General features: G+C 50.8%; 11 protein-coding genes. 10 read left to right on the top strand and 1 reads right to left on the bottom strand.

The genetic code is table 11. The annotated features are described in order from the left end of the window. The first annotated feature begins 47 nt into the window (after window positions 1-47). The 3 genes from prpC (at window position 48) to prpF (ending at window position 5,179) form a co-directional block, all read left to right on the top strand. On the top strand, window positions 48-1,178 hold the full coding sequence (gene prpC / locus E4L36_RS12210; RefSeq protein WP_127692518.1) for a 2-methylcitrate synthase: 1,131 nt from the start codon (window positions 48-50) through the stop codon (window positions 1,176-1,178). Between the two features lie 73 nt (window positions 1,179-1,251). Then, complete coding sequence (gene acnD, locus E4L36_RS12205; protein ID WP_136680844.1) at window positions 1,252-3,858, top strand: Fe/S-dependent 2-methylisocitrate dehydratase AcnD; 2,607 nt, start codon at window positions 1,252-1,254, stop codon at window positions 3,856-3,858. 142 nt (window positions 3,859-4,000) lie between these two features. Further along, complete coding sequence (prpF, locus tag E4L36_RS12200; RefSeq protein WP_127692520.1) at window positions 4,001-5,179, top strand: 2-methylaconitate cis-trans isomerase PrpF; 1,179 nt, start codon at window positions 4,001-4,003, stop codon at window positions 5,177-5,179. A gap of 121 nt (window positions 5,180-5,300) precedes the next feature. Here prpF and E4L36_RS12195 read toward each other — a convergent pair whose 3' ends face one another. Further along, window positions 5,301-6,884 carry a cation:proton antiporter family protein gene (locus tag E4L36_RS12195; protein ID WP_136680843.1) on the bottom strand — a complete coding sequence of 528 codons (1,584 nt, stop codon included), beginning with the start codon at window positions 6,882-6,884 and terminating at the stop codon, window positions 5,301-5,303. 137 nt (window positions 6,885-7,021) lie between these two features. On the opposite strand from E4L36_RS12195, the gene ftsY reads away from it, so the two are divergent. From ftsY to tolA, 7 genes are all read left to right on the top strand, one after another. Further along, window positions 7,022-8,212 carry a signal recognition particle-docking protein FtsY gene (ftsY, locus tag E4L36_RS12190; RefSeq protein WP_136680842.1) on the top strand — a complete coding sequence of 397 codons (1,191 nt, stop codon included), beginning with the start codon at window positions 7,022-7,024 and terminating at the stop codon, window positions 8,210-8,212. Window positions 8,213-8,278: 66 nt separating this feature from the next. Next, the gene (gene ruvA, locus E4L36_RS12185; protein WP_136680841.1) at window positions 8,279-8,914 is read left to right on the top strand and encodes a Holliday junction branch migration protein RuvA; all 636 of its coding nucleotides are present in this window, start codon (window positions 8,279-8,281) and stop codon (window positions 8,912-8,914) included. Between the two features lie 3 nt (window positions 8,915-8,917). Next, the gene (ruvB, locus tag E4L36_RS12180) at window positions 8,918-9,931 is read left to right on the top strand and encodes a Holliday junction branch migration DNA helicase RuvB (RefSeq protein WP_127692524.1); all 1,014 of its coding nucleotides are present in this window, start codon (window positions 8,918-8,920) and stop codon (window positions 9,929-9,931) included. Window positions 9,932-10,036: 105 nt separating this feature from the next. Next, on the top strand, window positions 10,037-10,426 hold the full coding sequence (locus E4L36_RS12175; RefSeq protein ID WP_136680840.1) for a TraR/DksA C4-type zinc finger protein: 390 nt from the start codon (window positions 10,037-10,039) through the stop codon (window positions 10,424-10,426). Between the two features lie 264 nt (window positions 10,427-10,690). After that, window positions 10,691-11,371 carry a protein TolQ gene (gene tolQ, locus E4L36_RS12170; protein ID WP_127693134.1) on the top strand — a complete coding sequence of 227 codons (681 nt, stop codon included), beginning with the start codon at window positions 10,691-10,693 and terminating at the stop codon, window positions 11,369-11,371. Between the two features lie 5 nt (window positions 11,372-11,376). Further along, window positions 11,377-11,796 (top strand): protein TolR, encoded by a 420-nt coding sequence (gene tolR / locus E4L36_RS12165; RefSeq protein WP_136680839.1) that lies wholly within the window; start codon window positions 11,377-11,379, stop codon window positions 11,794-11,796. 9 nt (window positions 11,797-11,805) lie between these two features. Beyond that, window positions 11,806-12,828, top strand: coding sequence for a cell envelope integrity protein TolA (gene tolA / locus E4L36_RS12160; protein ID WP_136680838.1), 1,023 nt, complete (start codon window positions 11,806-11,808; stop codon window positions 12,826-12,828). The last annotated feature ends 1 nt before the right edge of the window (window position 12,829 follow it).

Genomic DNA, 12,829 nt, shown 5'->3' with positions numbered 1-12,829 from the left:
AAAGCAGGAGGCGATAGCCTTCTGCAGCAGAAGAAGGAGATAACAGTATGGCAGAGCCAAAGAAACTAGGTGGCGCAGGTCTACGCGGACAATCAGCAGGTGAAACAGCGCTGTGTACGGTAGGTAAAACTGGCGCGGGTCTTACGTACCGCGGTTACGACATCAAAGAGCTGGCTGATAAGGCGCAGTTTGAAGAGGTGGCGTACCTTCTGCTTTACGGAAAACTGCCTAACCAAGCAGAGTTGGATGCATACAAAGCGAAGCTGAAAGGTATGCGTGCACTGCCAGAGGCACTGAAAACCGTTCTTGAACAAATTCCAGCAGATGCGCACCCAATGGACGTGATGCGTACCGGCTGCTCAATGCTAGGTAACCTTGAGACTGAACAAGACTTCTCTGAGCAGAACGACCATATCGATCGCATGCTGGCGGTATTCCCAGGCTTGATCAACTACTGGTACAACTTCAGCCACAAGGGTGTTCGTGTCAACGTTGAAACCGATGCTGACTCTATCGCAGAGCAGTTCTTGTGGACACTGCATGACAAAAAGCCAGAGCCTCTGCATGTTCAAGTAATGCACGCGTCTCTTATTCTTTACGCTGAGCACGAGTTTAACGCATCAACATTCACGGCGCGTGTTTGTGCATCTACGTTGTCTGATATCCACAGCTGTGTAACAGGCGCGATCGGTTCTCTTCGTGGTCCTTTGCACGGTGGTGCAAACGAAGCAGCGATGGATATGATCGAGCAGTGGAAATCTGCGGATGAAGCTGAAGAAGCGATCATGGGTATGTTGGCACGCAAAGACAAGATCATGGGCTTTGGTCATGCGATCTACCGTGAGTCTGACCCACGTAACGCGATTATCAAAGAGTGGTCAGCAAAGCTGTCTGAGCAGGTAGGTGATAAGCACCTATACGCCGTTTCTGAGCGTGTTGAAGCCGTTATGTGGCGCGAGAAGAAACTGTTCTGTAACGCTGACTTCTTCCACGCATCGGCATACAACTTCATGGGTATTCCAACGAAGCTGTTTACGCCAATCTTCGTATGTTCACGCGTAGCTGGCTGGACCGCTCACGTCATGGAGCAGCGTGCGAATAACCGCATCATTCGTCCTTCTGCAGACTACACCGGTCCAGAAACGGCTGAGTGGGTTGATATCGCAGATCGCGCGTAAAACGTTTACAACAGCGACTGCAAACCAGTCGCTGTTTTGATTTTGAATACTATAAGACTGGACAGGTTGTGGCATGAATACTAACTATCGCAAACCTTTACCAGGTACTCAGCTGGACTACTACGATACGCGTCAAGCGATCGAAGATATCCAGCCTGGTTCCTACGACAAGTTACCGTACACTTCACGCGTACTCGCTGAGCAGCTTGTACGCCGCTGTGAGCCTGATGCGCTGACAGATTCGCTAAAGCAATTGATCGAAACAAAACGCACGTTGGATTTCCCTTGGTATCCTGCGCGTGTGGTATGTCATGATATCCTTGGCCAAACGGCATTGGTTGATCTGGCAGGTTTGCGTGATGCAATTGCCGATCAAGGTGGTGATCCATCCAAGGTAAACCCAGTTGTACCTACACAGCTGATCGTTGACCACTCTCTGGCTGTAGAAGCGCCAGGTTTTGATCCAGACGCGTTCGAGAAGAACCGTGCGATTGAAGATCGCCGTAACGATGACCGCTTCCATTTCATCGACTGGTGTAAAACAGCGTTTGATAATGTTGACGTGATCCCGGCCGGTAACGGCATCATGCACCAAATCAACTTGGAGAAGATGTCTCCAGTGATTCAGGCGCGTGACGGCGTTGCGTACCCAGACACCTGTGTAGGTACTGACTCTCACACTCCGCACGTTGATGCACTCGGTGTTATCGCGATTGGTGTAGGTGGCTTAGAAGCTGAAACCGTTATGCTTGGCTTGCCATCTATGATGCGCCTACCTGATATTGTGGGTGTGAAAATTGTTGGCGAACGCCAACCTGGCATCACTGCAACAGATATCGCTTTGGCGATGACTGAATTCCTACGTAACGAGAAAGTCGTTTCTTCTTACCTTGAGTTCTTCGGCCCAGGTGCTGCGACCCTCTCTATCGGTGACCGTGCGACGCTATCTAACATGACGCCTGAATACGGCGCATCAGCGGGTATGTTCTACATCGACGAACAGACAATCGATTACCTGAAGCTGACAGGTCGTGAGCTCGAGCAAGTTGAACTGGTTGAGCAGTACGCGAAACTAACCGGTCTTTGGGCGGACGATCTAGAGAACGTCGAGTACGAGCGCGTACTTGAGTTTGATCTATCTACTGTTGTTCGTAACATGGCGGGTCCTTCTAACCCACACCGTCGCTTGCCGACGACTGCGCTGAATGAGCGTGGTATTGCAAGCGATGAGATGTTGGCTGCTGCGAAAGCCGAAGAAGAGCAAGGCCTGATGCCAGATGGCGCAGTTATTATCGCTGCGATCACATCTTGTACTAATACATCTAACCCACGTAACGTTGTAGCGGCTGGTCTTGTGGCTAAGAAAGCCAACGAGCTGGGTTTGGTTCGTAAGCCTTGGGTTAAAACGTCTTTTGCGCCGGGTTCTAAAGTTGCGAAACTGTACTTGGAAGAAGCAGGTCTTCTGCCAGAACTTGAAAAACTAGGCTTCGGTATCGTTGCGTACGCATGTACGACGTGTAACGGTATGTCCGGTGCGCTGGATCCAGTGATCGAGAAAGAAGTGGTTGAGCGTGACCTGTACGCGACTGCGGTACTGTCTGGTAACCGTAACTTCGATGGCCGTATTCACCCGCATGCTAAACAGGCATTTCTTGCTTCACCACCTCTCGTTGTTGCATACGCGATTGCGGGTACGGTGCGTTTTGATATTGAGCAAGATGTGTTGGCGGTTGTTGATGGTAAAGAGATCACCCTGAAAGACCTGTGGCCATCGGATGAAGAGATCGATGCAATCGTAGCCAAGGCGGTTAAGCCTGAGCAGTTCAACCAGATCTACATCCCAATGTTCGATCTGGGTGACGTAGAGCGCGCTGAAAGCCCGCTTTACGACTGGCGTCCAATGTCTACTTACATCCGTCGTCCTCCTTACTGGGAAGGTGCACTGGCGGGCGAACGTACCATGAAAGGTATGCGCCCTCTAGCGGTACTGGGTGACAACATCACAACAGACCATTTGTCGCCATCTAACGCAATTCAGGCAAGCTCTGCAGCCGGTGAATATTGCGCGAAAATGGGTCTGCCGGAAGAGGACTTCAACTCTTACGCGACACACCGTGGTGACCACCTGACAGCACAGCGTGCAACGTTCGCTAACCCGAAACTGTTGAACGAAATGTGCCGTGATGAAAGCGGTGATGTGAAGCAGGGCTCGCTGGCACGTATCGAACCAGAAGGCGCTGAAAGCCGCATGTGGGAAGCGATTGAAACTTACATGGAGCGTAAGCAAAACCTGATCATCGTTGCTGGTGCTGACTACGGCCAGGGGTCTTCCCGTGACTGGGCGGCGAAAGGTGTTCGTCTGGCGGGTGTTGAAACCATCGTAGCTGAAGGCTTCGAACGTATCCACCGTACTAACCTGGTGGGTATGGGTGTACTGCCTGTGCAGTTTAAAGAGGGTGATACTCGTCACACTTATGGTATTGACGGCACTGAAACTTTCGATATCGAAGGTGAGCTGGCGCCACGCGCAGATCTAACATTGATCATCAACCGTGCCAACGGTGAGCGCGTTGAAGTGCCGGTTACTTGCCGTCTTGATACTGCTGCTGAAGTGCATGTGTATAAAGCAGGTGGCGTGTTGCAGCGCTTCGCCAAGGATTTCTTAGAAGGTGCCGCGTAATCGCGGAGCCTGCTAAGTTTAAGCATTGAAGATGCTTACTCAGAACCTCTTTTGGGATAACCACTAAGAGGTTCTCGTTAAGTATGTTCTGAATAGTGTGCAGGGTTTCGAAGCACTGCACGAGCAATACAGGGTGAATAAAATGTCACACGTACCACAGATAAAAATTCCAGCAACTTACATTCGTGGTGGAACCAGTAAAGGGGTTTTCTTTCGTCGCCAAGACCTACCTGAAGCTGCGCAGCAGCCGGGTGAGGCGCGCGATAAAATTTTACTACGTGTGATTGGTAGTCCAGATCCTTATGGTCAACAGATCGATGGTATGGGTGGCGCAACATCCAGTACTTCGAAAACGGTAATCTTAGACAAAAGCTCAGAGCCTGATCATGATGTTGATTATCTGTTCGGTCAGGTTGCGATTAATAAAGCTTTTGTAGATTGGTCCGGTAACTGCGGCAACCTGACAGCAGCGGTTGGTGCCTTTGCGATCAGCGGAGGTTTGGTTGACCCGTCACGTATTCCAGAAAACGGCATCTGCACGGTGCGTATCTGGCAGAAAAACATTAAGAAAACCATCATTGCCCATGTGCCAATCACCAACGGTGAAGTACAGGAAACCGGTGACTTTGAGTTGGATGGCGTGACCTTCCCTGCGGCGGAAGTGGTCATTGAGTTTATGGATCCTGCTGATGGCGAAGGCTCCATGTTCCCAACGGGAAATCTCGTTGATGATCTGGAAGTACCGGGTGTTGGGACCTTTAAAGCGACATTTATCAATGCAGGCATCCCGACGATCTTCGTGAATGCTGAAGATATTGGCTACAAAGGCACTGAGTTACAGAAAGATATTAATGGGAATGCCGATGAGTTAGCGCGTTTCGAAACGATGCGAGCGCACGGCGCCGTTCAGATGGGGCTGATCAGCGATATCTCTGAAGCTGCAGCACGCCAACACACACCAAAAATTGCGTTTGTTGCGCCTGCCACTGACTACGAAGCGTCTAGCGGTAAGCAAATTTCGGCTGGCGATATCGATGTCTGTGTACGCGCATTGTCTATGGGCAAACTGCACCATGCAATGATGGGTACTGCTTCGGTTGCCATCGCGACGGCAGCTGCGGTACCTGGCACGCTGGTTAACCTAGCCGCCGGTGGTGGTGAGCGTGAAGCGGTAACCTTTGGTCATCCTTCTGGCACATTGCGTGTTGGTGCTGCTGCTGAAGAAGTTAACGGCGACTGGACGGCTAAGAAAGCTGTGATGAGCCGCAGTGCGCGTGTCATTATGGAAGGTAATGTTCGCATTCCCGGCGATACATTTTAACGACCTGTCTACCCTCTTAGAAGGTTCGAAGTAGGGATGTGGTAGATTCAACTACCTATCAGGAAGAATCTATTGCTACTTCTTTTCACCCCGCCATCTGGCGGGGTTTTTTATGCTGAGTTTATCCGTGTGAGTGGGGCTTTTCACCAATGAGCAGTAAACTCTCCTCAGCAAAACCAAGGCCTGCCTCAGCATAGAAGTTAAACACATTATCGATACCTGCATCGAGTAGCCGTTGGCGATCATCGGCGTAGCGCGCGATTGCGGCAATTTGCCCGTTGTAGCCAGAGTCCCGCAACTGATGGGTGATGTTGCGGCAGTCATCAATAGCCGGTAGCGCTAAAAGCACAAGCTTGATATCACCGGTGTCGAGAGCTTCCCAAAGATCGGCATCTTCACCATCGCCAAAAAATACATTCATCCCTTTGGCGCGATAGTCGACAATGCGTTGGCGGCTGGCATCCATGCCTGCAACGCGCTGGTCAACCATGTTTTGCAGTGCTTTGAAGGCACCCTTACCCACACGTCCTAGCCCGATAACTAAAATATCTGCGTTCGGGGGGTGGACAAAAATGTCTTCCTTAAGGCGCACTGGTAGTTCATAGCGTTTAATTGTGCGGCTATTTGACTTGTAAAGAGTATGCGCCGAGCGGTATAACACGCTCGTTAAAACAAAGGATAGGGATACCGCGAGCGCCAGAATAACTAGCCACTCTTTCGCTAACCAGCCGGAGTCGACACTCAGTGCGGCAACAATGAGACCAAACTCGCTAAAGTTACTGAGAGCTAAAGAGGAGAGAAAGGCGGTACGCCCCCTCAGTTTTAGCCGTGTAAAGATGAAGAAGAACATAAAAAACTTCAGCAGAATCAGGCCGCAAATAAGTGCTGCTGTGCCTAACATCGACCATGTTGGCAGGGCGGTGAAACCGATGGAGAGAAAGAAGCCGATAAGGAAAATATCTTTAAAGCTCATTAGCGACTTACTCAACTCAGTCGCTTTAGGGTGGCTGCTGAGTAATACGCCAAAGATCAGTGCGCCTAAATCGCCTTTTACGCCCACCAAAGAGAACAGCTCATAACCCCCAAGGGCAAGGAAAAACCCGGACAGAGGAAGCATCTCCCCGTGGCCGGTGCGGCTCAGTAGTGCTTCAAGGAATGGGCGTAGGAGGAACAAACCAAACAAACCTAGCGCCCAGATGGACGGGACTTTTCCGGTTGCGAAAGCGAGAAAAATAACCGCGGCAATATCTTGCATCACCAACACGCCGATCGCTATTTGGCCATGGCGTGTTTTCATCTCACCGCTCTCTTCGAGCAGTTTAATAATGCATACGGTGCTACTAAAGCTCAGTGCAAACGCGACAATAGCCGATGTCACCAGATCTAGGCCGCTGAAATAGGGTACCGCGAGCGTTGCCGCCATCATGGCAATTGAGCCAAATATCAGCGTCCAAAGCCCCATATGAGATAAGGTGCTGGCCCAGACTTCGGTTTTCAGCAAGTCTTTGACATGTAGCTTGAGGCCAATTGTAAAGAGCATCAAAGTAATGCCGAGGTCAGCAAGGGTTTCTAAGCTTGCTTCTGGCGTTACGCCAATAAAGTGCAGTAGGAAGCCTGCAATCAGGAAACCTATTAATGGTGGCAGAGCGATCAGCTTAACAAGCAAACCACAAACGAAAGCAAATAAAATCCAGATAAAGTCCATTTGTATTATTGATTCGGCATCATCAGGTTGGTTGGGTTACACACTATGGTAAGATATCGCGTTTGTAAGCATAGTCGTGAATATTATTTCATGCGATCATTAATAAAATAATGCAAAACAATGTATTAGGGTTCTGAATGTTTAAGAAGCTCAAGTCTATTTTCTCCTCCGATGATGCGCAAAAAGATGTGTCGCAACCGGAACAGGCTCCCCAAGAAGCTGAGCAAGCTGCCTCAGTTGCAGAACCTGTAGCAGAGCCTGCCCCCGCTCAAGATGACACGGCCCCTGAGGCTAGCGTTGCCAAAGAGCTAGAATCGTCAGAATCTCCAGCAGAACCCACGGTTGTGGAAGCGCCTGCGCAACCAGCTGCAGCGCCGGAACCTGAGCCGGAAGCGCCCAAAAAGGGCATGTTTGCGCGTATCAAGGCGGGCCTAACACGCACAAAAGCCAATTTAACAGAGCAGTTGGGTAACCTCTTTCTAGGCAAGAAAGAGATTGATGAAGAGCTGCTCGAAGATATTGAAACCTTGTTGCTGACCGCTGACGTGGGTGTTGAAGCAACAACCGAGATCGTTTCGCGCTTAACCGATAAAGTTGAGCGAAACCAGCTAGCCGATGCGCAAGCGTTGCACCAAGCGCTCAAGGCTGAATTAGCTGAGCTGCTTTACAACGTGGAGCAGCCGCTTGAGGTCGATACGGCTCACACACCATATGTAATTTTGATGGTGGGTGTGAATGGTGTTGGTAAGACCACGACGATTGGTAAATTAACTAAGCGTTTTCAGCGCGAAGGCAAGTCAGTCATGCTGGCTGCAGGTGACACATTCCGTGCCGCAGCAGTTGAGCAGCTGCAAGTGTGGGGCGAGCGCAATAACGTGCCCGTTGTGGCTCAGCATACCGGTGCCGACTCGGCCTCTGTCCTTTTCGATGCACTGAACTCAGCTAAATCGAAGCAAGTTGATGTGTTAATCGCAGATACCGCGGGGCGTTTGCAGAACAAAGACCACTTGATGCAAGAGCTAGAGAAGGTTGTGCGCGTGATGCGTAAAATCGACGCGAGTGCGCCTCACGAGGTCATGCTGGTACTCGACGCGGGTACTGGTCAGAACGCGATGAGTCAGGCCAAGATTTTTGGCGATGCAGTCGGCGTTACGGGGATCACCCTAACCAAGCTAGACGGCACTGCAAAAGGCGGTATCATCTTCGCCATCGCAAAACAGTTGGGTTTGCCGATCCGCTTCATCGGTGTGGGGGAGCAGGTTGATGACCTTCGGCCGTTCCAAGCGCAGGAGTTTGTTGAGGCGCTGTTCGATGAAGAGACTAATTAATTAGGTATCGCCTCATTTGTGCTGTATATTTATACATATCTTCTTAAGCATGAATGAGGTGGTCTGTTGATTAGTCGCATAAAAGGGGAGCTTGTAGAAAAAGCTCCACCCCAACTCGTTGTAGACGTTCACGGGGTGGGCTATGAAGTCGAAGTTTCCATGAGCACCTTTTTCAAGCTGCCCGCCGTCGGTGCGCCGGTCACCATCTACACTCAATTTGTCGTTCGCGAAGATGCTCAGCTGTTGTACGGTTTTGCCGATAAATATGAGCGCTCTGTTTTTCGCCTGTTAGTTAAAGTTAATGGCGTCGGCCCGAAGATGGCGCTCGCGATACTCTCTGGAATGACGCCCCCGGAGTTGGCTAACTGTATGCAAAGAGAAGACGTTGTCGCGCTGACCCGTATTCCGGGGGTTGGCAAGAAAACGGCGGAGCGCTTAATTGTTGAGCTGCGTGACAAGTTGCAAGCAGCGGAAGAGTTGACAGAAGATCCACTAGATTTCCAACTTTCTGGTGAATCGCTACCCGTTTCACAGGATGATCAAAAGCAAGCGCGTGAGGATGCAGAAAGCGCGTTGCTTGCACTGGGCTATAAACCTGCACAGGCAAGCAAAGCGGTGGCGAGTGCCGAGCGTGAGTTAGGTGATGCGCGCGATAGCGAAGCGCTGATTCGAGCAGCATTAAAAGCGATGTTGGCAGGTTGATAGATGATAGAGCAAGATCGTTTTGTGGCCCCAGCGGCGTCTCCGGTTGAAGAGCAACAAGACCGCGCCATTCGCCCTAAGACGTTAGCGGATTACACGGGTCAAGATAGCGTTAAAGAGCAGATGGAGATCTTTATCCATGCTGCTAGAGCGCGCCGAGAAGCGCTTGATCACACATTGATCTTTGGCCCCCCCGGTCTTGGTAAGACAACACTGGCCAATATCATCGCCAATGAGATGGAAGGCGACATCAAAACCACCTCAGGCCCAACCCTTGAGAAAGCGGGTGATTTAGCCGCACTGCTCACGAATCTTGAAGCAGGCGATATCCTGTTTATCGACGAAATCCATCGCTTAAGCCCGAATGTTGAGGAGGTGCTGTATCCGGCGATGGAAGATTATCAGCTCGATATCATGATCGGTGAAGGCCCGGCCGCGCGATCAATCAAACTCGATCTTCCCCCGTTTACGCTGGTGGGTGCGACAACGCGCGCAGGCTCACTCACCTCACCGCTGAGAGATCGTTTCGGTATTGTGCAGCGGCTAGAGTTTTACAATGTGGATGATCTTACCGATATCGTCATCCGCTCCGCGCGTTTATCTGGCACCAGTATTGAACCTACTGGCGCGCGTGAAGTGGCTAAGCGTAGCCGTGGCACGCCGAGGATCGCCAACCGGCTGCTGCGCCGTGCTCGAGATTATGCTGAGGTAAAAGGCGATGGTAACATCACCGAAGAGGTCGCTGATAAGGCGCTCAACATGTTGAATGTAGATGTGCGTGGCTTCGATCATATGGACCGCCGTTTGCTGCTGGCCATGATAGAGAAGTTCGGAGGCGGCCCAGTTGGCATCGATAACCTTTCGGCGGCTATCAGTGAGGAGCGGGATACCATCGAAGATGTATTAGAGCCTTATCTAATACAGCAAGGCTTTATTATGCGCACCCCTCGTGGGCGAGTGGTAACAGACCATGCGTATACGCACTTTGGTTTACCAGCGCCTGATAAAGATCAATAAACATTAATCTATTCGCTGAATTGATGGGAGACGCTGATGTTTGTCATAGCCCTCCCACCATTGGCGGTCTAGCATGACTCAAAACACAACCACGAGTGTCAGGTCATGTCGATTAAACTTACCCCGCAGAAGAAACAAGCAGTTAAGGCTGAAATTCTGTCATTGCTATCTAGCTTGCGTGATGAAATCGGCAGCGAGTTGGTTGATGCCCGCACAGCGCACTGGGGGCAGTCAGTGCATGATCACGGCGAGGAAGCAGCTGCCGGCCTTGAAACCGGCATAAATCTTGCCCATGTCTCGCGACACCTAAAAGAAGTTCGGGAGTGTCAAGCCGCATTGTCCAGACTTGAAAACGGGACTTATGGCATCTGTGTTGACTGCGGTGAAGAGGTAGAGCTCAACCGTTTAGCGGCTAATCCGGTGTCGGCCCGCTGCTTGTCTTGCCAAGCGCAATTGGAGAGTGATTATCCTGTTGCGAAGGTCTCGTCGTTGTAGCGAAACAGGCCATCTAACGACATTGAGAAGGTGTTTAAAAACCTGTAGTTACCGCAGAAGTGGCCCTTTTTATCCTGCTAGATCCCTGCTATTGTGCTCGCTCTAGCGAGCGCAGCAACGTCTCACGCTATCTATGATCTGAACTTTTTGCAATGTCAGTTATCTCACGATGGCGTCAAATGTATTCCCTGCTTTGTCGCATGTCCAAATTTTAAGGTAAACCACAAATTGACGGGTTTACTGATTGACCTCGGAGAACCACAAGTGGGCGAAGACCTATCTATCTGGAGCTTGGTACTCAACGCCAGCATCGTTGTACAAGCCGTTATGCTGATCTTGGTATTAGCTTCTTTCATCTCTTGGGTAATGATCTTTCAGCGGTTTGCTGTATACCGAAAAGCGCGCAGTGCTTTGCGCAGTTTCGAAGAGACTTTTTGGTCTGGTGTGGATTTAGGCCAGCTCTACCGCGATATCAACGATTCCGGGCGAACGTTATCAGGCGCCGAGAGTATTTTTGTGGCAGGGATCAAAGAGTTTACGCGCCTGACACAGCAAAAGAATGTTGATCCAGATGCCGTGATGGACGGTGTGCAACGTAGTATGCGTGTTGCATTGGCGCGCGAAGAGGAGAAGCTAGAAACTCATCTGCCGTTTTTGGCTACCGTAGGTTCGACTAGCCCCTATATCGGTTTGTTCGGAACCGTCTGGGGGATTATGAACTCCTTCCGTGGTCTTGCGAATGTCCATCAAGCCACGCTTGCATCTGTTGCGCCGGGTATATCTGAGGCACTGATTGCAACAGCGATCGGCTTGTTTGCCGCGATTCCGGCAGTTATCGCCTATAACCGCTTCTCTGCTCGCACTGAGTGGTTGATGAACAACTACGAAACGTTCGCGGATGAGTTCTCCAGTATTCTGCATCGCCGTATTCACTCGCCAGGTTAGTCCAGATGATTCGTCGGCAAAAGAAGAAGCGTAAGCTCAACGCAGATATCAATGTTGTTCCTTATATCGATGTCATGATGGTGCTACTGGTTATCTTTATGATCACTGCACCCATGTTAACTCAGGGCGTTGATGTTAAGTTGCCCAAAGCCTCTGCGGAACCTGTTGATACTGAAAACCAAGAACCTATCGTTGTCACCGTTGATAAAGAGGGGCTGTTTTACATTGATATCGGCTCTGATGATCCTCTTGCGCCGGTGGCCGAATCTGAGCTTGAGCAGCGGATCCAGAAAGTGCTGGCAGGTAATCCAAAGCAGTTGCTGTTGGTGCGTGGTGACAAAGAGGTCAGTTATGACCGAGTTATTCAGCTCATGTCGCTACTGAAAGGGGCTGGCGCTGAGTCTTTAGGCTTAGTAACCGAGTAGGGCGGCTGCGTGAGTTATTTTGTACCTATTCTGCTGGCAACCTTGCTACATGGCGCGCTCGTTTTACTGCTGATTCCTCACTGGTTTCAGCAAGAGGACCCGTACAAAAAGGTGCCGCGCCATATCAAAGCGGAAATGATTGACCTTGATGCGATCACGAATAAGAAGGCTGATAAGCTACAAGCAGAAGAAGCTGCTAAGCGCGAAGCTGCAGAGAAAAAGAGAGCCGAAGAGCAGCGTTTACAGGCGGAAAAGCAGCGCCAGGAGGCCGAGCGTTTAGCTGCGCAGAAAGAGGCGGAACAGCAAGCGCAACGTGAACGTGAGGCAGAGCAAAAGCGCGAACAAGAAAAGGTGCGTCAGCAGCAAGAGGAGAAGCGCAAAGCTGAGGCAGAAGCTAAGCGAAAAAAAGCGGCAGAAGATAAACGCAAGGCTGAGCTAAAGGCCAAGGCAGAGGCTGAGAAAAAGCGTAAAGCAGAAGAAGATAAACGCAAAGCTGCAGAAGCTGCAAAGCGTAAAGCCGACGCTGAAAAAAAGCGCAAGGCTGAGGAAGAGCGTAAGCGCAAACAAGCGGCCGAGAAAAAGCGCAAAGCTGAAGAGGCCAAGCGTAAGGCCGAAGCTGAAAAAGCCGCCGCCGAGCAGCAGCGCTTGGCGCAAGAAGCCGCTGCAAAAGCCGAAGCTGAGCGTAAAGCCGCAGCTAAACGCCGTGCTGAGGCTGCGGCGAAACAAGCGGCCGAGATGCGTGCATCGATTGTGGCTTATATGCAAGGCTTATTGCAGCGCAAGTGGCGTCGGCCTCCGAGTGCGCGAAAGGGTATGAAAACGGTGCTACAAGTACACTTGTTTCCCTCCGGTGAGGTTGACAATGTTACAGTGGTCTCCAGCAGCGGCGACGTGAGCTTCGATAAGTCAGCGCGTCAGGCCGTGGTTAATGTGGGACGCTTCCCGAAAATAGCGGAAGTTGATCCGATCTTTTTTGAAAGGGAGCTGCGACGAATTAAGATTGAGTTTCGTCCAGAAGATGCAAGGTGGTAAG

The organism is Neptunomonas sp. XY-337, assembly GCF_004959845.1.
Classification (GTDB): Bacteria; Pseudomonadota; Gammaproteobacteria; order Pseudomonadales; family Balneatricaceae; genus Neptunomonas; species Neptunomonas marina.
This window is presented reverse-complemented; position numbering and strand designations above follow the sequence as displayed.

Bases quoted from the DNA above. Each gene is read 5' to 3' on its own strand.
- prpC (WP_127692518.1), top strand. From the start codon at position 48: ATGGCAGAGCCAAAGAAACTAGGTGGCGCAGGTCTACGCGGACAATCA.
- ruvB (WP_127692524.1), top strand. From the start codon at position 8,918: ATGATAGAGCAAGATCGTTTTGTGGCCCCAGCGGCGTCTCCGGTTGAA.
- E4L36_RS12175 (WP_136680840.1), top strand. From the start codon at position 10,037: ATGTCGATTAAACTTACCCCGCAGAAGAAACAAGCAGTTAAGGCTGAA.
- ftsY (WP_136680842.1), top strand. From the start codon at position 7,022: ATGTTTAAGAAGCTCAAGTCTATTTTCTCCTCCGATGATGCGCAAAAA.
- E4L36_RS12195 (WP_136680843.1), bottom strand. From the start codon at position 6,884: ATGGACTTTATCTGGATTTTATTTGCTTTCGTTTGTGGTTTGCTTGTT.
- tolR (WP_136680839.1), top strand. From the start codon at position 11,377: ATGATTCGTCGGCAAAAGAAGAAGCGTAAGCTCAACGCAGATATCAAT.
- acnD (WP_136680844.1), top strand. From the start codon at position 1,252: ATGAATACTAACTATCGCAAACCTTTACCAGGTACTCAGCTGGACTAC.
- prpF (WP_127692520.1), top strand. From the start codon at position 4,001: ATGTCACACGTACCACAGATAAAAATTCCAGCAACTTACATTCGTGGT.